This window comes from Celeribacter sp. SCSIO 80788, assembly GCF_051054295.1.
Taxonomy (GTDB): Bacteria; Pseudomonadota; Alphaproteobacteria; order Rhodobacterales; family Rhodobacteraceae; genus Celeribacter.
Genome location: NZ_CP150482.1, coordinates 2,501,893 through 2,528,049, shown reverse-complemented (window position 1 = coordinate 2,528,049; position 26,157 = coordinate 2,501,893). Strand labels below are relative to the sequence as shown.

The following is a 26,157-nucleotide window of genomic DNA, read 5'->3' as shown; positions in this document are numbered from 1 at the left end:
CCACTCATGTCTCAAGCTGTCGAACGCGCCATTGACCGTTCCAACATGACCGTCTCCGACGAGGTGGCCATCCAGATCACGAACATGAACAAATGGTACGGCGAATTCCATGTTCTCCGTGACATCAACCTGACCGTGAACCGGGGCGAGCGGATCGTCATCGCGGGGCCCTCGGGCTCCGGGAAATCCACGATGATCCGCTGCATCAACCGGCTCGAAGAGCACCAGCAGGGCAAGATCATCGTCGATGGGACCGAACTGACCTCGGATCTCAAGAACATCGACAAGATCCGCTCGGAAGTCGGCATGTGCTTTCAGCACTTCAACCTCTTCCCGCATCTGACGATCCTTGAAAACTGCACCCTCGCGCCGATGTGGGTCCGCAAGACGCCGAAACGCGAAGCGGAAGAAATTGCGATGCATTTCCTTGAGAAGGTGAAAATCCCGGATCAGGCTCACAAATACCCCGGCATGCTGTCGGGTGGTCAGCAACAGCGTGTGGCGATTGCCCGCTCGCTTTGCATGAAGCCGCGGATCATGCTGTTCGACGAACCGACCTCGGCGCTCGATCCGGAGATGATCAAGGAGGTGCTCGACACCATGATCGAACTCGCGGAAGAAGGCATGACCATGCTTTGTGTGACCCACGAGATGGGCTTTGCCCGTCAGGTGGCAAACCGCGTGATTTTCATGGACCAAGGCCAGATCGTGGAACAGAACGAACCGGAAGAGTTCTTCAACAATCCGAAATCGGAACGGACGAAGCTTTTCCTGTCGCAGATCCTCGGTCACTGAGGTTTTGGATATCGCAAAAGAAAGGCGCCTCTCGGGGCGCCTTTTTCATATGTCGACCTCGCGGGGGATTGCGAAGCTCAGAACTGGATTGTCGCCAAATCGCACCTCGGACCAGTTCGCTGCACCAAGCTCGAACACGGTCGTGGCACAGGTCGGATAGCGCAGGAAATCACCGTGCGCGGGCGGGTTTTGGGCGAAGCGTGCGGCGAATTCACCGATTCCGGGATTGTGTGCGATGAGAAGGACCGTTTGGCCGGTCGCTTTCTTCAGTTCTTGCAAGATGCGCAGCTCGGAGGCGAGATAAAGCCCGTCGATCACGCGCAGCTCGGGCTGCATGCCAAGCCCTTGTGCGACCCGTTCAAAAGTCTGTTGCGCGCGGGTGGCGACCGAGACCAGTGCCTGATCCGGGAAATACCCCTGCGCCTTGAGCCACGCGCCCATCGTCTTGGCATTGCTCTGACCGCGGGCATTGAGTGAGCGATCAATGTCATCGAGCCGGGGATCGTCCCAGCTCGATTTCGCGTGACGCATCAGGATCAGGCGGCGTGTCATGCCTCGTGCGGCTTGATCCGGGGTTCGGTATCGCGAATGAGCGAGCCAGCCCCGTGTTCGGTGTAAAGCTCAAGCAAGCATGCGTTTGGCGCACGCCCGTCGAGAATGACCACGGCGCGCACGCCGTCCTTCAACGCATCGAGCGCGGTTTCGGTTTTCGGGATCATGCCACCGGCGATGATGCCCTCCTCCGTGAGCTGCTTGATCTGGGCGGAGTTGAGCGAGGTCAGAACCTCACCATCGGCCCCCTTCACACCCGAGACATCGGTCAAAAGCAGCAGCCGGTCCGCCTTGAGCGCACCCGCGATGGCGCCCGCTGCGGTGTCACCATTGACGTTGAAGGTCTCGCCATTCCGGCCCGCGCCTACAGGGGCGATCACCGGGATCAGGTTCTCATCGCCCAGCTCTTTGACGATAGACGGGTCCATCTGCACCGGCGTGCCGACAAAACCCAGATCGGGATGGGTCTGGTCGCAGACCATCAGATTGGCGTCCTTGCCGGAAATGCCGACGGCGCGCCCTCCCTGACCGTTGATTGCCTGCACGATGCGTTTGTTCACGAGACCGGACAGCACCATTTCGACGACTTCAACGGTGGCCTTGTCGGTGACGCGTTTGCCGTTCACGAATTCGGACTGGATATTGAGATCGGCCAGAAGCTTGTTGATCATGGGGCCGCCGCCATGGACGACAACGGGTTTCACGCCGACCTGCTGCATCAACACGACATCACGGGCAAAGCTTTCCATCGCCTCGTCCGAGCCCATGGCATGACCGCCCAGCTTGATCACAACGGTCGCGCCCTCATATCGCTGCAAATAGGGCAGCGCTTGGGAAAGGGTGCGGGCGGTGGCGATCCAGTCTCTGTTCATGTCTTGCTTCTTCATGTTCGGGAATCCAGATGAGGGTTTGCCCCTCAATACAGGCTTCCCGATCCGAGGCCAAGCGGATCAGACGAGGGTCGCAATCACCGCGCGCAGGACATCGACGCCCCACCCCTTTTCCGAGGAGGTCACGATCAGCTCGGGGTAGGCGGCCGGGTGTTTGGAAATCTTCGCGCGCACCTGTTCGATGACTTGCTGGCGTTCGACTTCCTTGACCTTGTCAGCCTTGGTCAGCACGGCCTGAAAGGTCACGGCGGATTTGTCGAGAAGCGTCATGATCTCCTCGTCCACCTCTTTCACGCCGTGGCGGCTGTCAATCAAGACAAAGGCCCGGCGCAGAGTGGCGCGGCCCGACAGGTAGGCCTTGAGCAGGCGCTGCCATTTCTCGACCGTTTTGACCGGTGCCTTGGCAAAGCCATAGCCGGGCAGGTCGACGAGGTAATGGCTGTCGGCACAGGTGAAAAAGTTGATTTCCTGCGTCCGGCCCGGCGTGTTCGAGGCGCGTGCAAGCGCCTTGCGCCCGGTCAGCGCGTTGATCAGAGACGATTTACCGACGTTGGACCGGCCCGCGAAACAGACTTCGAGCCGGTCGTCCGGGGGCATGCCGTCCATCGCGACGACGCCTTTGAGAAATTCTGTCTCGCCTGCAAACAGCAAGCGGCCCTTTTCGAGGGCCGCCGCATCTGGTTCAGCGATGGGAAACTGTAAATCCATCGTTATTCACGCCCTCAGGCGCCCTTTTTCTTGAGCCTCAGCGAGCGCAGCACATTGCCGAACACATCGGGACGGTGGCCGTGGCTCCACATGATGAGATACTGTTGAATGAAGGTGATCGTGTTGTTGCAAATCCAGTAGAGCACCAGACCCGAGGCGAAATTGCCGAGCATGAACATGAACACCCAAGGCATCCAGGCCATGATCATCGCCTGCGACGCATCGGTCGGCGCCGGGTTCAGTTTCTGTTGCAGCCACATCGAGATCCCCAGCAGGATCGGCAACACGCCGAGCGACAGGAAGGCCAGGGCGGAACCGGGCTCCGGTGCTGCGAAGGGCAGCAGACCGAAGAGGTTCAGGATCGAGGTCGGATCCGGCGCGGAGAGGTCGTGAATCCAGCCGATCCACGGCGCGTGGTAGAGTTCGATGGTGACGAAAATCACCTTGTAGAGCGAGAAGAACACCGGGATCTGCAAGAGGATCGGCAAACAGCCGGAGGCCGGGTTCACCTTGTTCTTCTTGTAAAGCTCCATCATGCCGCGCTGGAGTTTTTCCTTGTCCTCACCGGCCTGTTCCTTGAGCTTTTCCATCTCCGGCTGAAGCTCTTTCATCCGGGCCATGGAAACGTAGGACTTATAGGCCAGCGGGAACATGATGCCCTTGATGATCAGCGTCAGGATGAGGATCGACCAGCCCATGTTGCCGATCAGGCCATGCAGCGCGTGCAGGATGCGGAAGATCGGTTTGGTGAAATACCAGAACCAGCCCCAGTCAATCGAATCGACGAAACGGTAGAAACCGTTGTCATCCTGATAATGCTTGATCGTTTCCCATTCCTTCGCACCGGCGAAGAGGAAAGAGGTGGTTGCGACGCTGTCACCGGGGGCAACATCAACCGTCGGCATTCGGGTTTCGACTTGATAGATGTTGCCGTTTTCGACGTATTTCACCACCGAGGTAAAGCTCTGGCCGGGTTGCGGTACGAGAGATGTCATCCAGTACTTGTCGGTGAAACCGGTCCAGCCATTGGCCTCGACGGGTACGACCGAAACCCGGCCGCCTTCACGAGGGTCATAGTCGAAATCGACGATGTCCTTGTATTTCTCTTCGTCCAGTTCCTTGTCGGAGAGACGTACGAGACCTTCGTGGAGGACGGGGGAACGCACGGTGCGCTCCGGCGTGCCGTGGCGGGCCACGACGCCATAGGCGAAGAGCCGCGCGGCGGCATCGCCCGCGTTTTCCACGGATTGGGTGATGGTGAAGAGGTAATTGTCATCGATCGAGATTTCACGATGGAAAACAAGGCCTTTGCCATTGTCCCAGATCAGGGAGACGGGGGTGTCCGGGGTGAGTTCGGAGCCGCTTTCCACGGACCAGAGCGTGTTGGCTCCGGGGACGTCGTCAACGGTCAAGGCGCCACCGGGAGCCCAGCCATAGGTGGCGTAATAGGGCGTTGCGGCACCGACGGGTTCGAGGAGGGTCACGATCTCTTCGCCGTCGATCTCCGTTTTGTAATCCTTGAGAGACAGGTCGTCGATGCGCCCGCCGACGAGGGAGAGCGAACCGATGACGCGCGGTGTTTCGATGGAAATGCGCGGTGCTTCGGCAGAGGTGGAAGCCGTCGCAGGAACGGAGGTGGTCCCTGCAGTGCCCGTGGTCGCCGGTGGCGCGATGGCAGTCGTTTGCCCGGCGTCTGTACTGGCAACCTCCGTCACCGTCGCATTCGGATCCGTTACGGTCTCCGGCGCGGGGAACAGGATCGTCCACCCAAGTAATACGATGCCGCTCAGCACCACGGCAAGAATCAGGTTCTTGTTTTGATCGTCCATCTAGGCCGCCCGATTTTGGAATTCAGTCCCGGGAGGTTCAACCTCCCAGAAGCCCTGAGGTCAAGCGGTTTCGGTTATTTCCTGAGGAAAATGCCGGAAAGTGATCAACTCGCGCGTCGACCGATCTGCGGGGTCTGCGCCAGTTTACGATTGTGGGTTTCCATCCATTCGAGCGTCTGCTCGAAGGTCATCGGACGCGAGATCGAAAACCCCTGCACATGATGACACCCAAGCTGGGAGAGCATGGCGTGCTCTCCAACGGTTTCCACGCCTTCGGCCAGAGTTTCGAGGTCGAGTCGCTCCGCCATGGTGAGAATGGCGGCCAGCATGCTTTGCTGATCCCGATCCAGATCGCAGCGAGACACGTAAGAGCGATCAATCTTGATGCGTTTCACGGCGAAGCGGCGGATGTTGGCGATGGAGGCGTGTCCTGTGCCATAATCGTCCAGATCGATGCCGCAGCCCATTTCCTTGAGCGCCCAGATGTTGCGGGTGATCGTGTCGTTGTCGGATGAGGAAATGACGCTTTCGAGGATTTCCACACTCAAACGTGCGGGCACTAGTTCGAAGCGATCAAGCTCCCAGCGGATCTTGTCGACGATTTTCGGATTGGCAAGGTCGGTCGGCGAAAAATTGACGGCGACGGACGGAATATGGAAGCCAGCGCGATCCCAGGTTTTGATTGCTTTCAACGCGTGATAGAGCATCACTTCGCTCAGGCGTTCCAAAAGGCCAAGCTCTTCGATATCCGGCATGAACTGACCGGGGGCAAGAACGCCCTGTTCGGGATGCGCCCAGCGCGCGAGCGCCTCCATACCTGAAACCTCGCCGGTATCTGTGGAAATCTGGGGCTGAAACCAGGGCAGGATTTGCCCGTTCTCGAGCGCTTCACCGACATCGGTGTTGAGACTGCCGCGCTCAAGGGTGCGCGGGGCGATCGCCGGGGAGAAGGCGCGGATCGAGCCGGGACCATTGTGATGTGCGTCGCTCAAGGCGATCTCCGCCGCGTCGAGAAAGGCTTGGCCGGAGGCCGCCGGAGCGCGATTTGGTATACAGAACCCGATGGATGCGGTCGCGAAAATCTTGCTGGCATGGATCGAGAAAGGCTCGGACAGGGCGGCTTGCAGACGAGAGGCCAATTGAATGAGAGATTCCAGATCGGCGCGGCGGACCGGCGCAAGCGCAATGGCGAAACGCGCGCCTTCGAGGCGCGCGATGGTGTCGTGATCGCGCAACGAATCCTGAAGGCGACGGGCAGTGCTGATCAGAATGTCATCGCTTGCGGCAGTGCCGAACCCCGAACTCAGCGCGAGAAAATCGTCGATCTCCACCACGAGACAGGCCGTGGTGCGGCCTGTCGTGTCGCGGGCATCCAGTATCTGGTCCAGCGTGTCGGTAATGGTCCGGCGCAGCGGCAGACCAGTGAGGCCGTCGCGCGCAACGGGGCCTTGGTGATGTACACCCGTGGTCATGTTCAGAAGGGCTGCAAGTGCCGGTAACACGAGCGCGCAGGCGATGAGAAGGCTTTCTCCGCCGAACCAATAGGCACCGAGGCACAGCGCAGGGAGGAAAGCGAGTGTCTGTGGCCCCGTCAGGGCATCGCGCAGGCGGTGAAGCTTGGCAGCGATGTCGTTCGGCATGGTTCTTGTCCCGGTCTGTTGGTGTCTTCGCAAAAGACCAGCATTGGCCTTTGACACCCCGGACCATGACCCAAGAAAGTGGCCGGTCGGTTAACGCAACCTTGGGATTTCCATAGAATTTTCTTCATTTGCTTCCATCGCGGGGCGCTCTGTGAGCGTAAGGCCAAGGAAGTCGAAGAGTTTCGGGTCCATCATATGCGAGGGCCGGATGTTGGTCAGGGCTTTGAACATGACCTGACGGCGGCCGGGACTGTTTTTCTCCCAGCCATCGAGAATCTGTTTAACCTGTTGGCGTTGAAGCCCGTCTTGCGAGCCGCAGAGATCGCAGGGAATGATCGGGTAATTCATCGCCTTGGCAAATTTTTCGCAATCTTCCTCGGCCACATGAGCGAGCGGACGGTAGACAAAGAGATCGCCTTCCTCGTTCACCAGTTTCGGCGGCATGGTGGCAAGTCGACCACCGTGGAAGAGATTCATGAAAAAGGTTTCCAGAATGTCGTCGCGGTGATGGCCCAGGACGACCGCGGTACAGCCTTCTTCACGGGCGATTCGATAGAGATTGCCCCGGCGCAGACGCGAGCAGAGCGCACAAAAGGTCCGGCCCTGAGGCACCTTGTCCATGACAATGGAATAGGTGTCCTGATACTCGATCCGGTGCGGCACCTGCATTTTCTCAAGAAACTCGGGCAGAACGGTTGCCGGGAACCCCGGCTGGCCCTGATCGAGGTTGCAGGCCACAAGCTCGACCGGCAGCATGCCGCGCCATTTCAGCTCATAAAGCGCGGCCAGCATCGTGTAACTGTCCTTGCCGCCCGAAAGACACACAAGCCACTTCGCGCCGCGCTCCACCATGCCGTATTGTTCGATCGCCTCGCGCACATTGCGGATGATCCGCTTGCGCAGCTTTTTGAACTCGGTGGTGGAAGGCGCGCCGTGGAACAGCGGGTGGATGTCGTCGAGATCGTCAAGCATCGGGCTTTTCCTCGGTTTTCTGCGGCGCAGATTTGGATTTTGGCTCCGGCACCGGATCGTATCCCATGCCGCCCAGCGGATGACAGCGTCCGATGCGGCGGATCGCAAGCCATGTGCCTTTGATCGCGCCGTGTTTCTCAAGCGCTTCCATCGCATAGGCTGAGCAGGTCGGCTGATAGCGGCAATTGTGCCCGACGAAAGGCGAGAACACCTTGCGATAGGCGCGCACAGGGAGGGAGATGACAAAGGCGAGCGGGGTCATTGCGCATCTCCATGGACTTTCCTCAGAGCATACCTGAGGTCTTTCAGCAGGAGATCGAAGGGCCGCGCGCTCGTGTCGTTCTTCTTGCCGATCAGCACGTAATCCCACCCGTCGCGGCCAAGTTCGGGCAACACAAAACGCGCCGCTTCGCGCAGCCGCCGCTTGGCGTGGTTGCGGGCGACGGCATTGCCGACCTTCTTGGAGCAGGTATAGCCGACCCGGATGCCCGTAGCGGGTTCCGTGGCGTCGCGTTTGCGACCCTGCAACAGAAAGCTCGACGTGCCCTGACGCCGCGCGCGGGCCGCTTTCAGGAAATCGTTGCGTTTCGACAGTGTCACAAGGGGTGGCGTATCCAGTACGCATGACAAAACCGCCGACTGCGACCCTTCGGCGTCGGCAAGTGCCTTGTCCTCGGGTGCGTTCGGCGGTGTCATCAGCTTTGCCTGTTCAGGCGGTCCCGGAAGCGCGAATTACGCGGAGAGGGACTTGCGGCCACGAGCGCGGCGCGCGTTCAGAACCTTGCGGCCGGCTTTGGTGGCCATACGGGCACGGAAGCCGTGACGGCGCTTGCGGACGAGGTTGCTCGGTTGATAGGTGCGTTTCATCGCGCCATCTCCATCGGTTGCGTTGGGGCCCAAACCCGATCGTCACTGCCCATAAGGCGACATCACAAAGGGATTCGAAGGCGAGTAATCGTTCGAAGCCCTGCCAATAGGAGGCTCGCGGGCGGTTGTCAATTCTCATGCGCCGGAATTCTGTAACAAAATGGCCCCGAATGCGGGGGCGGAACCATAAAGTCCTGACAGACTGATCACCGGCGCGTGAGAGGGGTGGCGAAACTCTGGCGGTCTCATGCCGGATTGCGCATTCTGCCGCAACCCATGCAATCGAAGGACGGGCCGGTGCAGAGCGACACGGATCAACGCGGCAAAAAACATATCTGGGCGCTGGCGCTTTTGGCGTTCAGTGCCGTGACGCTGGCCGTGGTGTTGCGCGAGCATCTGAGTTTCGAAGCCCTGTCTGAGAACCGCGCGCGGCTGGTGGCTTTCACCGAAAGCCATAGAGCGCTTTCTGTTTTGGTTTTCATCATGGTCTATGCCGGGATCGTGTCGCTTTCCCTGCCCGGGGCGACGGTGTCGACACTGACGGGCGGTTTTCTGTTCGGACTGTTCCCCGGAGTGCTGTTCAACATGACGGCGGCGATTGTTGGTGCTTCTGCCCTGTTTCTTGCGGCGCGTTGGGGCTTGGGCGACTGGCTCGCAGCTAAGATCGACGCCTCGGAGGGCCGGATACACCGCATCAAGCAGGGCATCGACGAGAATCAATGGTCCATGCTGTTCCTGCTGCGTTTCCTTCCGGTGGTGCCGTTTTTCGTCGCCAATCTCCTACCGGCACTCTTCGGTGTGCCGTTCCACCGCTTCGTGATCTCTACGGCGCTGGGCATCGTGCCGGGCGCTTTGGTCTATACCTCTGTAGGGGCCGGGTTGAGCGAAGTGTTCGAACGCGGAGAGGCGCCCGATCTTGGGGTGATTTTCGAACCGTACATCCTTTTGCCGCTGATGGGGCTCTGTCTGCTCGCGCTCGCGCCGGTTTTGTGGAAGGCTTGGCGCAAAGGGAAGGCGGCGGAGCGCGCATGAAGACGATCAAGGCCGACATTTGCATCATCGGGGCGGGGTCCGGCGGGCTGTCTGTTGCCGCAGGTGCGGTGCAGATGGGGGCGCGGGTCGTGCTTGTCGAGAAGGGCGAGATGGGCGGTGATTGTCTCAACACCGGCTGTGTGCCCTCGAAGGCTCTGATCCACGGTGCCACCTCCGGGATGACGTTTCCGGAGGCCATGGCGCATGTGCGGGAGAGCATTGCCGCCATCGCCCCGCATGACAGTCAGGAACGGTTCGAATCCCTTGGCTGTACCGTGATCCGGGAGGACGCGCAGTTTACCTCGCCGACCCGCGTGGAGGCTGGGGAGCACAGGATCAAGGCCCGCCGTTTTGTGATTGCCACGGGCTCGCGGCCCTTCATTCCGCCCATTCCCGGACTGTCGGAGGTGCCTTATCTGACGAATGAGGCGCTCTGGACCCTGTCCGAATGCCCCGAGCATCTCATGATTCTCGGCGGCGGTCCGGTCGGCATGGAAATGGCCCAGGCCTTCGTCCGGTTCGGGGCCAAGGTGACGGTGATCGAGGCAGGTCGGGTTTTGGCGCGGGAGGATGTCGAAGCGGCTGGACTGGTGAAACAAGCCCTGATCGCGGAAGGCGTCCGCATCCTTGAAGAGATGGAGGTCAGCGAGGTTGCGGGGCAGGGCGGGGCGATCTCTCTCCTGCTTTCGGACGGGCAACGTCTCTCCGGCTCGCATCTTCTGGTGGCCGCCGGGCGGCGTGCCAATTCCGAAGAGCTTGGGCTGGAGCATGCCGATGTGGATCGCAGCAAGGACGGCATATGCGTGGGCGCAAATCTCAGGACCTCGAACCGCCGCATCTATGCGCTGGGCGATGTGCTGGCCGGTCATCCACGCTTTACCCATGTCGCGGGCTACCAGGCGGGGGTGGCGATTCGTGGGCTTCTGTTCGGTCTGCCCGCGAAACTGCGCGAAGATCATATTCCGCACGCGACCTACACCGACCCGGAGCTGGCGCAGATCGGGTTGACCGAGGGGGAGGCGAAAAAACTCCACGGTGACAAACTTGAGGTGGTGCGTGCGGAGGTTGCGGGCAATGACCGGGCCGTCGCGACAGGGTGTGCAGGGCCGGGGTTCATCAAGCTCATGGTGGTCAAATCGCGCCCTGTCGGTGTGACAATCGTGGGGCCTGAGGCGGGCGAATTGATTGCGCTCTGGTCGCTTGCGATTTCGGCAAAGCTCAAGATGAGCAAGATTGCAGGCATGATCGCGCCTTATCCAACACTGGCCGAGCTTAACAAACGTGTGACAAGTGCCTATTTTACCCCGAGGCTTTTCGATAATCGAAAGCTCAAACGGGTCGTGCAAGCGATTCAGAGGCTTTTGCCGTAAGGGATGCGATGAAACTGCCGCGGTTTCTCAATACGCTGACGGGACGGTTCCTGATGTTGACGGTCATCTTTGTGATGGCCGCTGAGATCATGATCTTTGTTCCTTCTGTCGCGCGGTTTCGCGAAGATTTCCTGTTGTCCCGGTTGGAACGCGCCCAGATTGCCTCTCTGGCGCTGCTCGCCAACGACAGTCTCGACATGGATCTCGAAGACGAGCTGCTGGCCAATGCCGACGTCTATAACGTCGTGCTGCGGCGCAACGAGATTCGCCAGCTTGTGCTCTCTTCACCGATCCCGGAGCAAATCCACGCGACATACGATCTGCGCGATGCCACCGCTTTCGAGCTGATCCGCGATGCCATGGTGACCTTGTTCGACCCCGAAGAGCGTGTGATTCGTGTCATCGGCGATCCGGTGAAGCAGGCGGGGCTGTTGATCGAGGTGACGTTGCCGACCGCGCCTTTGCGCATTGCGATGATCGACTACGGGTTGCGCATTCTGCTCCTGTCTGCCGTGATCTCTTTCCTCACGGCCGGCCTGCTGTTCCTCGCCGTGCGCGCCCTTCTGGTGCGGCCGATCAAGCGGGTGGTCAATGCCATGACCTCCTATGCCCAGGCGCCCGAGGACACCCGGCGGATTATCGAGCCTTCTGCCAAGGTCGCGGAACTGCGTGAGGCCGAAGCCGCACTCAAGGCGATGGAGACGGAGCTGACCGCCTCCTTGCGGCAAAAGGAACGGCTGGCGCAATTGGGCGGGGCGGTGGCGAAGGTGTCGCACGATCTGCGCAACATTCTCACCACGGCTCAGCTTTTTACCGACCGGCTCGAAATGTCCGAAGATCCCGCCGTAACCCGCTCTGCGCCGAAGCTGGTGAATTCGATCCAGCGCGCTGTGAACCTTTGTGAGACCACGCTGGCCTTCGGCAAGGCCGAAGAACCCGCGCCGACCCTCACGGGTGTGCGTCTGGCCGAGCTCGTGGCCGAGGTGATCGAGGGCGAGCGCCTTGCGATCGGCGATTTCGATCTGTCCTTTGCCGAGGACATTCCCGCCACCATGGTGGTGCGCGCGGATCACGAACAGATGCATCGCGTGCTCTCGAATCTGGTGCGCAATGCGCGTCAGGCGATTATGGCGACCGGCAAATGCGGAGAGATTTCCGTTGCCGGGCGGGAGGATGAGGAGGAATGGGTGCTGTCCGTGACCGATACAGGTCCCGGTCTGCCGCCGAAAGCGCGCGAATACCTGTTCCAGCCGTTCCAGGGCGGCACACGCAAGGGTGGGTTTGGCCTTGGCCTCGCGATTTCCGCCGAACTGGTTCGCGGTCATGGTGGACGGTTGCTGCTCAAACATACCGATGCGTCGGGCACGGCGTTTGAAATCCACCTTCCGAAAGGTTTTGCGATTTCTGTACCGGTACAAGCCGAAAAGCCAGCTTCGGCAGAGGCCGCCGAATGACAATCGCGCCAAGGTCGATAAGTTTTTCAAAAAAATGACAATGGCCTCTTGCGCCCCCCGGCGACTCTCTGTACATCGCCCCTACCCCGCGCGCTGGTAGCTCAGTTGGATAGAGTACTTGACTACGAATCAAGGGGTCGGGGGTTCGAATCCTCCCCAGCGCGCCACTATCCTCCTGTAAGACGTCAGACGAAAACGACCTGATCCTCAGGTTTGTGACCCAATTTGACGGTTTGGTGAAATAGATTTAGTCAGAGGCAGACTGTGGCTGTTGAATGACAGAAGAACCTGCAGGAAGTGCGAAGAGCCACGATGAACTGCGAAGAACAGCAATAGGCCAATGAAAAAAGGCCTTTAGCCGAGGTTGGCGGAAGATCTTCGCATGCAGGGACATGACGACGATCTCCGTCTATGCTCCTCGGCTTGTCGTCAAACACGTCGGAGAGACCGTTCAGACGCCGATCCTTCCATTGCTTGATCTGGTTGGGATGCCGGTCGAACTGCGTCCCAATTAGCTCATGGTTCTGTCGCCCTTCAAAGCCGCCAGCGCGACTTTTACCTTGAAGGCGGGGCTATGGTTCCGTCTCGGTCGTCTTGCCATCTTCGTTCCTGCGTCCCAGAAAAATGCCGGATTGGGAGCGGAAAATCCACCTAACCCACTTGTTTGGATTTCCCGAACCTCCTCTTCATTTATGTCCTGTAAAATCTGTACCGGGCCATTCATCCAGGGGATGGATCGGGCGCGGTATGCGAGCATAGGTCCTGCGGCCGCTGCGGGGACTTGCCAGGCCACCGCCATCAACAAGGGCAATTCTTGCGGCGTAAGGTGTATAGGCCGCCCGGAAATGTTGGACCGACTTCAAAGCCACGACCCGGTAGCGGGTCGGTTCCGCTCCGAGTGCCCGGAAGATTCCCATGTCGAGGGCCTGGGTCGGGATGCTCGACACCAAGACATCCACGTCTTCGATCCGCAAGAGAGCCGCCGCACCGCAGGATTGCGTGACACCGTTCCACATGGGCCCGTCGCAGATGAAGGTGCCGTCGCTCAGGGCTCGCACCTCTGCTGTGACCTTCAGAGGGGCACCACCGAATTCGGGGGCGCTATGACCGCCTAAGGGTAGGGCAACCTGCGCCCCCACTCCGGCGTGCTGCGCCTGCACGACGGCATCGGGATCACACAACGCACCCAAAAGGATGTTGTCGCCGCCTTTTTCTATCAGTGCACCGAGCACTTCTGTGGCATCGGCATAGGCGCCATCGCCGGGATTGTCCGACAGATCGGCCAGAACCAAAGGCGCGTTTTCCGCATGCGTGCGCGCAAGCTCCGCTGCTTCTGTCGGTGTCAGGATGGGTTCTCCGGTCTCGTCACGCACCTGCCACATCGCCTCGGCAATCTGCTCGGCGATACGCGCGGCACGCTCCGGGGCATCGCGATGACAGACGGTCACCGATGGTCCGATCTCCGGTACATCGGCGAGCGAAAACCCGGCGTTGATTGAAATGTCGCAAATCTCAGGCGCATCGGCCTCCAACCTGCGTGCCAGTTTTTGTAGGCCTTCCATTGGCTCGCGATCGGTGCGCCCGCCCTCGGGGAGTGTCAGCATCGGCAGTTTGCGGATCCCCGTTTGCAGAGCGGCCTGTCCGCGGAGAATTTCGGCCAGCGCACGTGCCGCTTTCGCCCCGGTGTCGCGCATATCGATATGGGGGAAGGTTTTGTAAGACATCAGGATTTCGGCATCCTTCGCCATCTGAGGCGCTAGATTGGCGTGCAGATCGAGCGTGACAGCAATCGGGCAGTCCGGCCCAACGATCTGCCGCAGCTCATGCAACAAGAGCGCATCGCCATCGCGACCGTCTGCCCGCACCATGGCGCCGTGCAGCGACAACAGAACCGCGTCGAACGGGCCTTGTTCCCGAGCGATCCGCAGGATGGTGCCGACAAAATCCGTCCAGGCCCGATCCGACACTGCGCCACCCGGTGTGGCAAAGGTCGCTACCGTCGGCACAAGCTCCCAGCCTTCGGCCTCGGCCACATCGACAAAGCCTGCGACCTCATTCGCGGTCCCGCGCAATGCCGGGATCAGCGCCGGACCTTCATAACAATAGAAGCCGCGGAAGGCGGGTGTGTCCGTTTCCCTGTGGGAGAATGTGTTGGTCTCGTGCATGAATTGCGCGAGAAGAACCTTGGTTGGCATATCCGATTTCCTTGTACCGCTGCTGCGGTGGAGAAAATCGTGGCCGGACATCAGAATGCTGTCGGTGTAGTATAGAGCCGCGCGGCAAGGCAACAGGTTTTTACGGGAGGTCCCATGCTGGATTCAAAACTCGACTGCTTTCTGGCCGTCGCGACCGAAGGCTCGATCCGCAAAGCCTCTGAGAAACTCAACATCGCCGCCTCAGCCGTGAGCCGCAAGATCACCGGTCTCGAAGAAGACCTCGGTGTGCCGCTGTTCGAACGTCATGCGCGCGGGTTGCGCCTCACCGAGGCAGGCCAGATTTTCGCCGATCACGCGCGCAAGGTGATGCGCCATGAATCCTGGGCTTTGGGCGAGATCGAGGCCCTGCGCAATCTTCAACGCGGGCGGTTGCGCATCTATTGTGTCGAGGGCACGATCAATGGACTGATTACCCCGGCCATCGCTGCGTTTCGCAAGAAAGCCCCCGGTGTGAAGCTCACCGTGACGCGGTCGGGCAGCACCGGGGTGATGCGGGCTGTGGCTGCCGACGAAGCCGATCTCGGGCTGGCCTTCGACCCGCCCAAACATCGCGATGTGACGGTCGTGGCGGATGTGCCCGCGCCGCTTTATGCCGTCAGCGCTCCGGATTTCGGGATGCCCGATGGCCCGCTCAGTCTGGCCGATCTGGCGCATCATCCGATCTCGATCCCGCAAGACAGCAGTTATGGCATCCGTGATGTGATCGATCAGGGATTGCGGGCGCGGGCCGATGTGACACTTGATCCGCCGATGCAATGCGACTCGGTCTACGGGCTGATGGGATTTGCCCTGACGGGACAGGGGATCACGATCCTGCCGAAATGTTGTTTCGAAGAAGAAGAGGCCCGCGGGCTTGTGGTCGCCCGTCCGATCACCGACATGCCTCTCAGCCAGTCGCGCATCGCATTGGTGTCGCGTCTGCATCGCAATCTGCCACCGCTGACCCGACGGTTTTGCACAATTCTTGCGCAGGTCATGCGGGAGTCTGCGTTCTAATTTCGGCAATCCGGTGTGCCGAAGCGTTGCTTGTTATGCAGGCGTCGGTCGGGAAATCTTACGGCACAGGTGTGAGATCATCGTGGCCGGGCGTCAGAAGTTTTGACCGCGATACACACGCGATACCGCGTGTCTGAAAACAGGCACGGGGAAAAACAAACAGGGTCAAAAGACCCGTTCCGACACAACAGGAGAGTTTCCATGACCACCCCCCTTCGCGCGTTTTGCGCTTCTGCGGCGCTGATGCTGGCCGCGACCCCGCTCTGGGCGCAGAGCCTGACGATCACACTGGCGCATGAAGAACCGGCCGACACCGCCGCGTCCGCCGCGCATCTGTCCGCCACTGTCTTCAAGCAGATGGTGGAAAGCATGTCGAATGGCGATATGGCCGTCGACATTCAGGCCGCCAGTGCCCTTGGCAATCAACGCGAGCGCATGGACCTGACCCAGGCCGGGATCATCCAGGTCAACATCGCCTCGGTTGGCGGGCTGGCACAATTCTACCCGGCGATCAACGGCATCGAACTGCCCTTCGTTTTCCCCAACGAAATCGTCGCCGAACAGGTGTTCGACGGTCCCTTCGGCGATGCGCTCACCGCGCAGATTTCGGAGGCCACCGGCCTGCATCTTCTGGGGGTGACCGCCGGGGATTTCTATGTCTTCACCAACTCGGACCATATGGTGAAATCGCCCGAGGACATGGCCGGGCTCAAGGTGCGTACCATGTCGGTGCCGAGCCATATGGAACTGATGAATTCGCTCGGTGCCGCAGCCACGCCCGTGCCGTGGGACGAGCTTTACGGGGCGCTCGAAACCGGCGTGGTCGATGCCCAGCACAATCCGATCCCGATCATCGCCATCGGCAATCTTCAGGAGGTCCAGAGTTACGCCACCATGACGAACCACCTCTACGGTGCCGACTGGTGGGTGACATCGGAGGACTTCCTCGCCAGCCTGACGCCCGAGCAGCGCCGCATTTTCATCACCGCCGCCGAGACCGCCAAGGTCGCCGGGCGCGGGGCCAAGATCGCATTGCGGGCCAACACCTACGGCGCCGAGTTCCTGAAAGAGGCCGGGCTTGAGGTCTATTATCCGAATGCCGAGGAAATGGCCGCCTTCCGCGAGATTGCCGTTCCCGCCGTGATGGGCACGATGGAAACGGAATTCGGTGCGGATGCCGTCACCCTCGGACAGTCTCTGATCGAAGCTGTCGCAACCGCTGAAGCCGAGATTTACGGCGAATGACCCGGGCGCTCCGCCGGGCGTGATGCGCCCGGCGGAGGTCGCTGGGATCGGGACGGATCGGTGGAGAGACAAGATGAAACAGCAGATCGTGACAGCGCTTTGGCGGCTGTCCAAACTGGTGAATATCGTCGTCGCGGTGCCTTTGGTGCTGGCCGGGGCGGCGATGGTCGGGGTCGTGGTGGCCGGAACGGTGTTTCGCTACGCCTTGTTTGAACCGCTGGTCTGGTCCGAGGCGGCGGCACGCTATCTGATGATCTGGATCGGATTGGTGGGGGCTTCGGTGGCGCTGCGCCATGGCGATCACATCGCGATCGACGCCCTGCGCAACCGGTTGCCTGCGCTGCTCCGGCATCTCGGCGATCTGATCGTCGCTTTGGCAATCGCGTGGTTTCTCTGGGTGATGATCACCGAAGGCTGGGCCAACGCTTTGCGCGGCACACGTCAGGCCGCCCCGGGTCTCGGCATGTCGATGTTCTGGCCCATGCTCTCCGTGCCGGTTGCGGGTGTCGCCATCCTGATCCAGCACGTCCTGCACACGCTTCTCAACGTCCTCGACGCAGAGGTCGTTGAAGACAATCATATTCCCGGTGGAGGCGCGTTCTGATGCTCAGTCTCGTTCTGATCTTTGCAGCTCTTGTGGTCTTGGGGACGCCTCTGGGGTTTGCCATCGGCATCGTCGCCCTCGCTGCATTGTCCTTCGCCGATGGGCCGAGCATGTTGCGTCTCGTGCCGATGCGACTGTTCTCTGGCATCGACATGTTTTCCCTGATGGCCATGCCGTTCTTTATTCTTGCGGGCGACATCATGAACCGCATTCGGATCACCGACCGTCTGGTCGATCTCGCAAATGCGTTGGTCGGGCGGGTGCGCGGGGCGCTGGCGCATGTCAATATCCTCGTCTCGGTGTTTTTCGCCGGACTTACCGGTGCCGCCGTGGCTGATACCGCCGCAATAGGCCGGATGATGATCCCCACCATGGCGAAACAGGGCTATTCGCCGCGCTTTGCCGCCGCGTTGACCGCTGCGTCTTCGGTGATCGGGCCGATCATTCCGCCCTCGATCATCATGGTGATTTACGGTTCTCTCATGCAGGTCTCGATTGCCGGGCTGTTTGCCGCCGGGATCGTGCCGGGGCTGATCATGGCGGCGGCTCTGATGGCCTATGTCGGCTGGCGCGCGAAACGCGACGACCTTCCGATTGCCACGCTCGACCGCGAAGTGCCGCCGTTGGGGCAGGCGTTTCGCGCCGCCCTTCTGCCGCTGCTGATGCCGTTGATCATTCTGGGGGGCATTCTGGGTGGGGTGTTTACCCCGACCGAAGCCGCCGCTGTGGCAGTGGTTTATGCCCTTCTGATCGGCGTGCTGGTCTATCGCAATTTCGGGCTGCGCGATCTTTGGGATGTGCTCTACGAAATGGTCCGGGCGTCCGGGTCGATTTTCATCATCCTCGCCGCCGCTTCGATCCTCGGCTGGGTGCTGGCCAAGCAAGGCGCGCCGCGCGAGTTGGCGCAGATGCTCGGCGGGATCAGCGACACTCCTTTGGTGTTTCTTCTGATCGTCACCGGGGCGCTTTTGGTCATCGGCATGTTCATGGAGATGACCGCCGTACTGATCATCCTCGGTCCGATCCTGCATCCGATGGCGGTGCAGATGGGGATCGACCCGCTGCATTTTGCCATCGTCATGGTGGTCAACCTCAACATCGCGCTGATCACCCCGCCGCTTGGTGCCTGCCTGTTTGTCGCTTCCTCCGTCGGGTCGGTCAAATTCGAAGAGGTGGCCCGCGGCATCCTGCCTTTCATACTCGTTGAGCTTTTGGTGCTGCTTCTCATCGTGCTGTTTCCCGCCCTCTCTTTGAGTCTGCCACATTGGCTTGGTCTCGGCTGACCGGGGCGTTTTCTACAAAGGACTGACCATGCAACAAGACATTATTCTCTATGGCCTCGGGGCCATGGGGCGGAGGATTGCGCGCCTTGTCATCGAGCGCGGCCACCAAATCGTGGGGGCCATCGACCTCGATCCTGCGAAAAAGGGGACTTCTCTGCACGACCTGCTTGAAATGCCGGAGGCACCGGATCTGACGATCTCCGACGATGCGGAAGCGGTGCTTGCGGCCCATTCGGGCGCCGTGGTGCTTCAGGCCACCGCCTCTTTCCTGCATCAGGTTGCGGGTGCGATCGAGACCTGTCTGAGCCACGGCCACGACGTCATCTCGATTGCCGAGGAAATGACTTTTCCCGAAGCTGCCGATGCCGATCTGGCGGCGCGTCTCGATATGGTGGCCAAGGCCCATGGACGGCGTGTCCTCGGCACCGGGGTCAATCCCGGTTTTGCCATGGACATGCTGGTTCTGGCGCTGACCGTGCCCTGTGGGCGGGTCGATCACATTCGGGCCATTCGCACCAACGACCTGTCGGATTTCGGCCCCAGTGTCTTGCAAAGCCAGGGCGTCGGTTTGACCGAGGCGGAGTTCACCAAGGCGCTGGCCGCGGGAACGGTGGTCGGCCATGTCGGTTTTGCGCAATCCGTCGCACTGATCGCGGGGCACCTCGGCTGGCGCATCGACCGGGTCGAGGAAACGCGTATGCCGATCCTCAGCAAGGTCGCCCGTGAAACCCCTTGGCTTACCATTGCACCGGGGCAGGTGGCGGGCTGTCTGCATTGCATCACCGGCTATTCCGATGGGCGCGAGGTCCTGCGGCTCGAACATCCGCAACAGATCCGGCCTGAGGCGGAAGATGTGAAGACCTCCGACCGGATCGTCATCACCGGCGATCAGACGCTCGACATGGTGCTGTCCCCGGAAATCGGGGGCGGGGCCGGAACAGCCGCGGCGGCGGTCAATGCGGTTGCCTATCTGCATCGCGCCACTCCCGGGCTCGTGCATCTGACCGACCTGCCTCTGACCAGCCCCCGCGCGCCTCAACCTCAGGAGCAAGAGAAAGCATGACCACGACAGAACAGGCACAGGCCGGCGATTGGGTGCAAATCTATCGCATCGTCCTGACCCCGGAGCAACGCCCCGCCAACCTGCCGGACGAAACCCGTGCGGTGCCGCTTGAGATGCGGACCAAGGGCTGGCTGATCACCAAAGGGGCCACTCTCGGCGATGAGGTGACCATCCGCACGGCCATCGGCCGCGAGATGACGGGCCGTCTGATTGCCGTGAATCCGGCCTATGGTCATGATTTCGGACAGGCCGTGCCGGAACTTTTGGCAGCAGGCGACGATCTGGTCGCCCTGATGCGCGATGCCAAGGAGAGCTGAAATGACGGACAACAGTTACGCTGCGGTGATGGCCCGCAAGGCCGAGATCATGCTGTCTTCGCTGGGGCTCGATTACGCGCCTTTCATGCAAGACCCGGTTGCCTTCGATTACGAGGCGATGATGGGCTTGGTGCCCTACACGCTCGATCAGGTGCGCGAGATTCAGGTGCAATCCGCCGTCGGGAACACCGCGCTGATCGAATTGCGCCAACTCACGCGGCTTGCGCGCAAACTTGCGCCCAAGGGCAAAGGCGCGCGGATTTTCGTCAAGGACGAGGCGGCGAACCCCTCGGGCAGTTACAAGGCGCGCCGGGCCGCGTTGAGCCTGCATCACGCCAAGGCCGCAGGCTTCAAGGGTGTCGTCTCCGCCACCAGCGGCAACTATGGCGCGGCGGTGGCCAGTCAGGCGGCGAAACGCGATCTCGATTGTATCGTCGTGCAGGAGGTGTTCGACAGCCATGGCATCGGTCAGCCGGAGATCCTTGAAAAGGGCCGTGCCTGCGAGATTTACGGTGCCGAGGTCATGCAACTCTCGGTCGGGCCGGAACTGTTCTACAGCTTCCTGCGCGTGCTCGAAGACACTGGCTATTTCAACGCCTCGCTCTATACGCCCTTTGCCATCGCAGGGGTCGAGCCTTTGGGGGTCGAGATCGTCGAACAGATGCAGGCCGTGACCGGGCGCGCGCCCGATGCGGTGATCTGCACCCATGCGGGCGGCGGCAATCTCACGGGCACAGCACGTGGGCTGCGCAAGGCCGGTGCGCTCGACACGCAGGTGATCGGTGCCAGCGTCGATCTCACCGGGCTGCACATGGCCAGCGACCGAGATTTCAACCGCAAGCATTTCACCACCGGCCATACGGGGTTCGGTGTCCCCTTCGCGGGTTGGCCGGACCGCACCGATGTGCCACGCAATGCCGCGCGGGTGCTGCGCTACATGGATCGCTACCTGCTTTTGAAACAAGGCGAGGTGTTCTACATGACCGAAGCGCTCGCCCGCCTCGAAGGTATGGAACGCGGTCCGGCGGGCAATGTCTCGCTTGCCGCCGCCTTTGTCTTGGCGCAGGAGATGGATGAGGATCAGACCATCGTCGTGCAGGAAACCGAATATGCCGGCGCCGGGAAACAACCCTCCGCCCAGTTGACCTTTGCACGGGCACGCGGCATCGACATCCGGCGCGGCGATCCCGATCTCGAACGTCCGGGTCAATCGGTGCTGATCCCCGAACACCCGTCTCAGATGAAGCTGCGCGATGTTGACATGAACCGTCTGCGGAGCGGGCTTATCCGCAAAGCGGCCGCACTGGCCCCAGATCCTCTTCGGGAAGAGGCCGTTGCCTTTTTGGCCGCAGAGACGCAGCTTTCACCTCAAGATGTGCGCGAGGTGCTCGACGCGCGCTAAAGCGGGCTATTGAGGTCAGTATGGGATGCAACCACCATGCTGACCTCAAGTTACGATACATGCGGCCTTGCGGGATTCACCTTGTAAACGGCTTTAAAAATCATGTCGTTTTCGTCGCCAGATCCTTCAACGCCACGTTGTCGAGCATCGCTTCGGCCAGCATCCGCTTCGGCCGGGCGTTCTCATCCTCATGGACGTGCAGTTTCTTTGCGTCTGACACATTCATGCCGCCAAACTTGGCGTGGCCATTGTCGCTCGAACCAATGGCGCTCTCAATGGCAACTACTTGTAGAACACCGCATCGCTGGTGTCGTACTTCGGGCAGAGGTGCTGCGTCTTCACCCCGGCCTGGTACTCCTTGAACATTCGGCACTGGACCGATCTGGGGGCCAATCTGGCGGCGGTGCGTCACAATTCTTTCCCTTTTCGTGCACAAAACAATGTGAAAAGGGACGCGGCAAGATGTGAAGCATCTATTGTCCATGTTGTGGACAGATTACTTTCGTGATTTGTGCTTCTCGGGCTGAGATGCGCGGTCTATCGAAAGTCACTCCTGAGACGAGGCACACCATGAAGCTTTTCCATTCGCCGGGATCATGTTCCGAGGGCATTCGCTTTTTGTTGGACGACATTGGCGTATCCTATGAATTGGAGACGACCGATCTGAAATCGGGAGATCATCGTAGCCCCGAGTATCTCGCTCTCAATCCCAAAGGCAAAGTCCCCGCTCTCATGTTGCCCGACGGATCGGTTCTCACGGAATTTCCGGTGATCGCCTACTGGCTTGCAAAGAGTTTTCCCGAGGCGAAACTCTTGCCCGAGACACTGGACGAAGAGGTTCGCGTGATGGAACTTACCGAACATATCGTTTCCGGATTGCACATGCGCGGTTCCGTCTTTGCCATGCTCCCACAAAAATTCGTTTGCGATGCTGGAGCCCAAGAGGAGTTGCAACAGCATGGCAAAGAGATCGTCCGAGCCGGTTTCGCAAGGTTGGAAAAACAGCTCGGTGAAAAGGATTTTCTATTTCGCGAATTTTCCATCGCAGATGCGGCAGCCTATTACCTCATTTCGTGGCACGAGCGCATCCGCGTCGATGTGCCAGAAGCGCTTGCTGACTACTATTTGCGCCTTCAGCTTCGAAAGTCGAAAAACGCATCGTGACAATAAAGACCGGCTGCGGAGCAAAGACATGTTTCGCCATGGCGGTCCAGCGTCACTTGGCCAAAGTGCTCGCGGCGGGTGATCTGCCACTGAACGTTCATCCATTCGCGACTGGCGTCCGGCAGGCCTTAGCGCGATTTGGGGCGAGGTGAGAAATCGCCCGACGTGCGGGACTTTCATCTCGCGCAGCGGGGCGGGCGACTGCGGTTTTCAGTGTCCGTGCGTAGTTTGCCGGAGGCTCGTAACCTATAGCCGGATACGGGCGTTCGGTGTTGTCGTCGGTTGCCCGGTGGCGATTGCAACGCGGGCATGGGCAAGGTGGCGGAACTTGGTTTCGTTGAGCGGTTCGTCACGCATAGGTCCGTTGAGGTTCTCCACGAAACCGTTCAGCAATGGCTTTCCCGGTGTGCTCTGTCATGCCACTCATTCCGGTGCTTGGAGCGCCGTCGCAGGATGGTGTGCGAAGTCAGATCCGTCACATTGCCCGAGACAATCATGCCGGGCTGCCCTCGTCCTCAATCCGGGCTGAGAGGTCGCGTGCCACTCACGTATGACATCATCGACCACATTTGGATTCCGAAAGCACCGGCCATTGGCTTACGGATCGTGGACGAGATTCAGCACTCCCGCTGACCGGCAGCGGTTTGCCCGTAAACTACGCGAGGGGGCGCGATCCATTCGGCCACATTGCTTGACGCGGGACGCCCGAGGTGCGCATTGATGCCGAGGAGAGCTTTGGCCCGGTGAATACATCATCCGGGGAAAAGATGGCGAAGAGGCGATTTCTGACGCGACCGACACCGAATACGGCCTGTTGCGCGGATCACACCGCTTGCCATCCCTACGCGCTTATGCGAACTCCGGCCGCTCGCGTTTCATCTTGCGCACCATGGCATCGAAGAGCAGCGTCGCAAATGCGGCGTTGTCCTTGAGACGCTGGGCGTCTTCGGCGCATTTCGCCTTGACCGTCTCGGGCAGTTGCACATTCGGTCCTGGGATCGCAGCGGCGGCGCATTGAATTTCGGCGGCGCGCTGCACGGTCCACAACAGGAAGAACGTCAGCGGAATATCCGCCTCACAGACCGCGATGCCGTGGTTCCTGAGCACCAGAACGTGTTTGTCGCCGAGGCTCTCGAGCATCCGGTCGCGTTCGTCGCTATAGATCGTGATGCCTTCGAAATCGTGATAGGCAACGCGACCGTAAAGCTGTGCGCCGTTGAAATTGTTATGATCGATTGCCGCCTCTTTCATCACGATGGCGGAGATCGGTGTCGTATGCGTATGCGCGATACAACCTACATCGGGGCGGTGCTCATGGATGACGCCATGAAGTGCAAAGCCTGCGGGGTTGGGCTTGTATTGGCTGTCACGCTTGAGCTTGCCATCGACGCCGACGACCAGAAGGTTCTCCGGTGTCACCTCATCGTAATGCAGCCCCATCGGGTTCACCAGATAGGCGTGCTCCTCGCCGGGCAGCCGCACGGAGATGTGGTTGAAAATCAGTTCGGTCCAGCCGAGATAACTCACCAGATGGTAGAAATCGGCAAGCTGGACGCGGAGGTCGGCTTCGGTCATGGCTTATCCTTTCGAAAAGTCTGTGTTTGGCAGAAGCCTGTCGAGGGCTTCAGGGAGGGCGGTCTCGGACAGGGGGAGTGTGTCATGGGCTTCGACCTCCGCGATCAGCCGGGCCAGAAGCGGCATGCCCATCCCGTCACGGCGGGAGAGTGCAAGAGGCGCGCGGCAGATCGCATCGAGCTCGAGCGCCCGTCCCGCCAGCGCGTCCTGAAGCATCGAGGTCGGGAAGGGGCCGGCGTCGATCATGAGATCGACCAGCCAGTCATTCTCGGGCAGATCGAACCCCCGGGTGGTTGTCCAGTTGCGAAACTCGGTGGCGAGTTGCGTGGAGATTTCACGTAGCAGGGGCGTCTGTCCGACCTCTTCGAGCATTGCACCGCTCAGGGCGGTCAACGGGTTGGTGGTGAGATTGGCGAGGAGTTTGACGAGCACCTTCTGGCGAATGTCTTCGCTCAGATCCGTGCGTACGCCACCCGCTTCGAGCGCTTCGATCAGGGAAGCGAGACGACTCCTGTCCACCCCGTCGGTGACCGGCCCGAGGCTCAAGGTCGGCGTGTTCGATGAGAGTGCGCGGTTTCCCTCCATCCGCACGGTCATCAGAAGCACGGCGCCCAGAATTTGCCGCGGCGACAGCAGCGCGGCGAGATCGCCCTCCGGATCGAGATAGGGGATGTCACCCATGTCCTCGGGCGTGGCGAAGAACCAGAAGGGCAGGCCGTTGACCATCGGGATCACCCATGTGTGCGGCCCGATCCCTGATGCATTGTCTCGGACCGCGGTCGCAAGGCTTTGCGATTTCACGCAGAGAAACACCGCGTCCATTGGCCGGGTGAGTGCGCTTTCGGTCATGGGGCGGGCGTGGATCACATCGCCCCGGTCATCCAGTACGACACCGTGCTCCCGGACCTCGGCCAGCCGTGCGCCACGGGCGACAAGATGCACGTGTGCGCCGGAGCGTGACAAAAGCGCCGCCATGGCGGTGCCGATATTGCCCGCGCCGATCACGGCGATGTCGAGGGTGGTGGTGGTCATGGTCTTCTGTTCAATTGTGCAGGCAAGCCTTACCCATGCGCCCGAAAGGCGTTCACAAGGTCGTTCTGCTGTTGAAGGAAGGGCCCGGTTCCCCGGACCCTGTTTCGGATTATTCCGCCGAGAGCTTGGCGATCTCGGAGAGCATCATTTCATAGGCCGCCGGGCCATCGACGCCGGTTTCCGATACTTGTGCGAGTTTCGCGTCGATGATCGGCTGAAGGTCTGCTTTCCACGAGGTCATCTGTTCCTCGGTCGCGGGTGTGACGGCAATCTTGCCTTCCATCGCCGCAAGCCCCGCCGCATCGACGCGGTCCCACATCTGACCGGCCATGCGCGACAGATGTTCGCCGGTCACGCTGTCGATCGCCGCCTGTTGTTCGGGCGTCAGGCTGTCGTATTTCGCCTTGTTCATGACGATGTAGAAGGAGGTGTTGTAAAGCCCGCCGGGCACGGAGACGCCGATGTCGAGCTGCGGGATCAGGCCGAAGAAGCTGACCGATTCATAGGGGAACAGGATGCCGTCCGCGACGCCTTGGGACAAAAGCTCATAGGCTTTCGAGGACGGGCCTTCGACCGGCACGGCACCGAGTTTCGTGGCGATCTCATGCACGATGCCGCCGCCAACGCGGATTTTCTGCCCCTTCATCAGGTCGACCGCGGTCGGATCGGTGTCTTTCAGGAAAATCTCGCCCGGACCATGGGTGAAAACCGCGAGCACCTTGACCTGATCGTATTCGCCCGCGTCTTTCAGCATCGCGTCCCAGGTGCGCCAATAGGCGACGGAGGTCACCTCGGCGCTGTCGCTCAGAAAGGGGATCTCGGCGATGTTGGTGGTTTTGAACCGACCGGGCGTATAGCCCTGCACGGAGAAGGTGATGTCGGCCACGCCATTCACCGCGAAATCGAAATGCGCGCCCGGCGGCCCGAGCGGGGCGGGCAGGATATTGGCGACCACTTCGCCGCCGGTGGCCTCTGCGATTTCCTCGGTCATCGGCACGATCACTTCGGAGACGAGCGGGTGCGACGGCGGCAACCAGTTCGCGACCGTCAGCACGGTTTCGGCGAAAGACGGGCCTGCGAGCAGAAGCGACAGTGCGGTTGCGGGCAATAGGTGTTTCATGTGGTTTCCCTGATGCGTGTGTGTGCCCCGT

The 26,157-nt window shown here is 60.5% G+C and carries 25 protein-coding genes, 1 tRNA gene and 2 pseudogenes; 13 read left to right on the top strand and 15 right to left on the bottom strand.

Features of this window, described 5'->3' with window-relative positions; genetic code table 11:
- The first annotated feature begins 6 nt into the window (after nucleotides 1-6).
- The gene (locus tag V1471_RS12675; RefSeq protein WP_434289235.1) at nucleotides 7-795 is read left to right on the top strand and encodes an amino acid ABC transporter ATP-binding protein; all 789 of its coding nucleotides are present in this window, start codon (nucleotides 7-9) and stop codon (nucleotides 793-795) included.
- 45 nt (nucleotides 796-840) lie between these two features.
- Here V1471_RS12675 and V1471_RS12670 read toward each other — a convergent pair whose 3' ends face one another.
- From V1471_RS12670 to rpmH, 9 genes are all read right to left on the bottom strand, one after another.
- Nucleotides 841-1,347 carry a SixA phosphatase family protein gene (locus tag V1471_RS12670; RefSeq protein WP_434289233.1) on the bottom strand — a complete coding sequence of 169 codons (507 nt, stop codon included), beginning with the start codon at nucleotides 1,345-1,347 and terminating at the stop codon, nucleotides 841-843.
- Nucleotides 1,344-2,234 (bottom strand): acetylglutamate kinase, encoded by an 891-nt coding sequence (gene argB, locus V1471_RS12665; protein WP_434289232.1) that lies wholly within the window; start codon nucleotides 2,232-2,234, stop codon nucleotides 1,344-1,346. The genes V1471_RS12670 and argB overlap by 4 nt, the downstream gene beginning before the upstream one ends.
- A 63-nt stretch (nucleotides 2,235-2,297) precedes the next feature.
- The gene (gene yihA, locus V1471_RS12660) at nucleotides 2,298-2,945 is read right to left on the bottom strand and encodes a ribosome biogenesis GTP-binding protein YihA/YsxC (RefSeq protein ID WP_434289230.1); all 648 of its coding nucleotides are present in this window, start codon (nucleotides 2,943-2,945) and stop codon (nucleotides 2,298-2,300) included.
- A 14-nt stretch (nucleotides 2,946-2,959) separates the two neighbouring features.
- Nucleotides 2,960-4,774: a membrane protein insertase YidC gene (yidC, locus tag V1471_RS12655; RefSeq protein ID WP_434289229.1), complete on the bottom strand. Its 1,815-nt coding sequence runs from the start codon at nucleotides 4,772-4,774 to the stop codon at nucleotides 2,960-2,962.
- Between the two features lie 104 nt (nucleotides 4,775-4,878).
- Nucleotides 4,879-6,414, bottom strand: coding sequence for a putative bifunctional diguanylate cyclase/phosphodiesterase (locus tag V1471_RS12650; RefSeq protein ID WP_434289227.1), 1,536 nt, complete (start codon nucleotides 6,412-6,414; stop codon nucleotides 4,879-4,881).
- Between the two features lie 90 nt (nucleotides 6,415-6,504).
- Nucleotides 6,505-7,386, bottom strand: a complete 882-nt coding sequence (gene ttcA / locus V1471_RS12645) for a tRNA 2-thiocytidine(32) synthetase TtcA (RefSeq protein ID WP_434289225.1) — start codon at nucleotides 7,384-7,386, stop codon at nucleotides 6,505-6,507.
- On the bottom strand, nucleotides 7,379-7,648 hold the full coding sequence (gene yidD / locus V1471_RS12640) for a membrane protein insertion efficiency factor YidD (RefSeq protein WP_434289224.1): 270 nt from the start codon (nucleotides 7,646-7,648) through the stop codon (nucleotides 7,379-7,381). Before yidD ends, ttcA begins: the two co-directional genes overlap by 8 nt.
- Entirely contained in the window at nucleotides 7,645-8,082 is a 438-nt protein-coding gene (rnpA, locus tag V1471_RS12635) for a ribonuclease P protein component (protein ID WP_434289222.1), read from the bottom strand. Before rnpA ends, yidD begins: the two co-directional genes overlap by 4 nt.
- 36 nt (nucleotides 8,083-8,118) lie before the next feature.
- Complete coding sequence (gene rpmH, locus V1471_RS12630; RefSeq protein WP_043868490.1) at nucleotides 8,119-8,253, bottom strand: 50S ribosomal protein L34; 135 nt, start codon at nucleotides 8,251-8,253, stop codon at nucleotides 8,119-8,121.
- A 297-nt stretch (nucleotides 8,254-8,550) separates the two neighbouring features.
- Here rpmH and V1471_RS12625 point away from each other — a divergent pair, with 297 nt between their 5' ends.
- From V1471_RS12625 to V1471_RS12610, 4 genes are all read left to right on the top strand, one after another.
- The gene (locus V1471_RS12625) at nucleotides 8,551-9,285 is read left to right on the top strand and encodes a TVP38/TMEM64 family protein (RefSeq protein WP_434289220.1); all 735 of its coding nucleotides are present in this window, start codon (nucleotides 8,551-8,553) and stop codon (nucleotides 9,283-9,285) included.
- Entirely contained in the window at nucleotides 9,282-10,655 is a 1,374-nt protein-coding gene (locus V1471_RS12620) for a dihydrolipoyl dehydrogenase family protein (RefSeq protein WP_434289219.1), read from the top strand. Before V1471_RS12625 ends, V1471_RS12620 begins: the two co-directional genes overlap by 4 nt.
- Nucleotides 10,656-10,663: 8 nt before the next feature.
- A complete protein-coding gene (locus tag V1471_RS12615) occupies nucleotides 10,664-12,109 on the top strand; it encodes a sensor histidine kinase (RefSeq protein ID WP_434289217.1) in 1,446 nt (481 codons plus the stop codon).
- 90 nt (nucleotides 12,110-12,199) lie between these two features.
- Nucleotides 12,200-12,276, top strand: a tRNA-Arg gene (locus V1471_RS12610).
- Nucleotides 12,277-12,795: 519 nt separating this feature from the next.
- Here V1471_RS12610 and V1471_RS12605 read toward each other — a convergent pair.
- Entirely contained in the window at nucleotides 12,796-14,304 is a 1,509-nt protein-coding gene (locus V1471_RS12605; protein WP_434289215.1) for a M81 family metallopeptidase, read from the bottom strand.
- Nucleotides 14,305-14,418: 114 nt separating this feature from the next.
- On the opposite strand from V1471_RS12605, the gene V1471_RS12600 reads away from it, so the two are divergent.
- The 7 genes from V1471_RS12600 (at nucleotide 14,419) to ortB (ending at nucleotide 21,235) form a co-directional block, all read left to right on the top strand.
- Nucleotides 14,419-15,321, top strand: coding sequence for a LysR family transcriptional regulator (locus V1471_RS12600; protein ID WP_434289213.1), 903 nt, complete (start codon nucleotides 14,419-14,421; stop codon nucleotides 15,319-15,321).
- 201 nt (nucleotides 15,322-15,522) lie between these two features.
- Nucleotides 15,523-16,566, top strand: a complete 1,044-nt coding sequence (dctP, locus tag V1471_RS12595; protein WP_434289211.1) for a TRAP transporter substrate-binding protein DctP — start codon at nucleotides 15,523-15,525, stop codon at nucleotides 16,564-16,566.
- Nucleotides 16,567-16,639: 73 nt separating this feature from the next.
- Nucleotides 16,640-17,170, top strand: a complete 531-nt coding sequence (locus V1471_RS12590) for a TRAP transporter small permease (protein ID WP_434289209.1) — start codon at nucleotides 16,640-16,642, stop codon at nucleotides 17,168-17,170.
- Nucleotides 17,170-18,453 (top strand): TRAP transporter large permease, encoded by a 1,284-nt coding sequence (locus V1471_RS12585; protein ID WP_434289207.1) that lies wholly within the window; start codon nucleotides 17,170-17,172, stop codon nucleotides 18,451-18,453. The genes V1471_RS12590 and V1471_RS12585 overlap by 1 nt, the downstream gene beginning before the upstream one ends.
- 28 nt (nucleotides 18,454-18,481) lie before the next feature.
- Entirely contained in the window at nucleotides 18,482-19,516 is a 1,035-nt protein-coding gene (locus tag V1471_RS12580) for a hypothetical protein (protein WP_434289206.1), read from the top strand.
- Nucleotides 19,513-19,833: a 2-amino-4-oxopentanoate thiolase subunit OrtA gene (ortA, locus tag V1471_RS12575; RefSeq protein ID WP_434289205.1), complete on the top strand. Its 321-nt coding sequence runs from the start codon at nucleotides 19,513-19,515 to the stop codon at nucleotides 19,831-19,833. The genes V1471_RS12580 and ortA overlap by 4 nt, the downstream gene beginning before the upstream one ends.
- A 1-nt stretch (nucleotide 19,834) precedes the next feature.
- Nucleotides 19,835-21,235, top strand: coding sequence for a 2-amino-4-oxopentanoate thiolase subunit OrtB (gene ortB, locus V1471_RS12570; RefSeq protein WP_434289204.1), 1,401 nt, complete (start codon nucleotides 19,835-19,837; stop codon nucleotides 21,233-21,235).
- A gap of 109 nt (nucleotides 21,236-21,344) precedes the next feature.
- Here the strand turns inward: ortB and V1471_RS12565 are convergent.
- Nucleotides 21,345-21,601, bottom strand: a pseudogene (locus tag V1471_RS12565) (hypothetical protein); the annotation flags it as partial.
- Nucleotides 21,602-21,805: 204 nt separating this feature from the next.
- On the opposite strand from V1471_RS12565, the gene V1471_RS12560 reads away from it, so the two are divergent.
- Nucleotides 21,806-22,399 carry a glutathione S-transferase family protein gene (locus tag V1471_RS12560; protein WP_434289202.1) on the top strand — a complete coding sequence of 198 codons (594 nt, stop codon included), beginning with the start codon at nucleotides 21,806-21,808 and terminating at the stop codon, nucleotides 22,397-22,399.
- A gap of 97 nt (nucleotides 22,400-22,496) precedes the next feature.
- Here V1471_RS12560 and V1471_RS12555 read toward each other — a convergent pair.
- The 4 genes and pseudogenes from V1471_RS12555 to V1471_RS12540 form a co-directional block, all read right to left on the bottom strand.
- Nucleotides 22,497-22,996, bottom strand: a pseudogene (locus V1471_RS12555) (integrase core domain-containing protein); the annotation flags it as partial.
- Between the two features lie 252 nt (nucleotides 22,997-23,248).
- A complete protein-coding gene (locus V1471_RS12550) occupies nucleotides 23,249-23,974 on the bottom strand; it encodes a class II aldolase/adducin family protein (RefSeq protein WP_434289200.1) in 726 nt (241 codons plus the stop codon).
- A gap of 3 nt (nucleotides 23,975-23,977) precedes the next feature.
- Nucleotides 23,978-25,006, bottom strand: coding sequence for a ketopantoate reductase family protein (locus V1471_RS12545; protein ID WP_434289199.1), 1,029 nt, complete (start codon nucleotides 25,004-25,006; stop codon nucleotides 23,978-23,980).
- A 109-nt stretch (nucleotides 25,007-25,115) separates the two neighbouring features.
- A complete protein-coding gene (locus tag V1471_RS12540) occupies nucleotides 25,116-26,126 on the bottom strand; it encodes a TRAP transporter substrate-binding protein (protein ID WP_434289198.1) in 1,011 nt (336 codons plus the stop codon).
- Nucleotides 26,127-26,157: the final 31 nt, after the last annotated feature.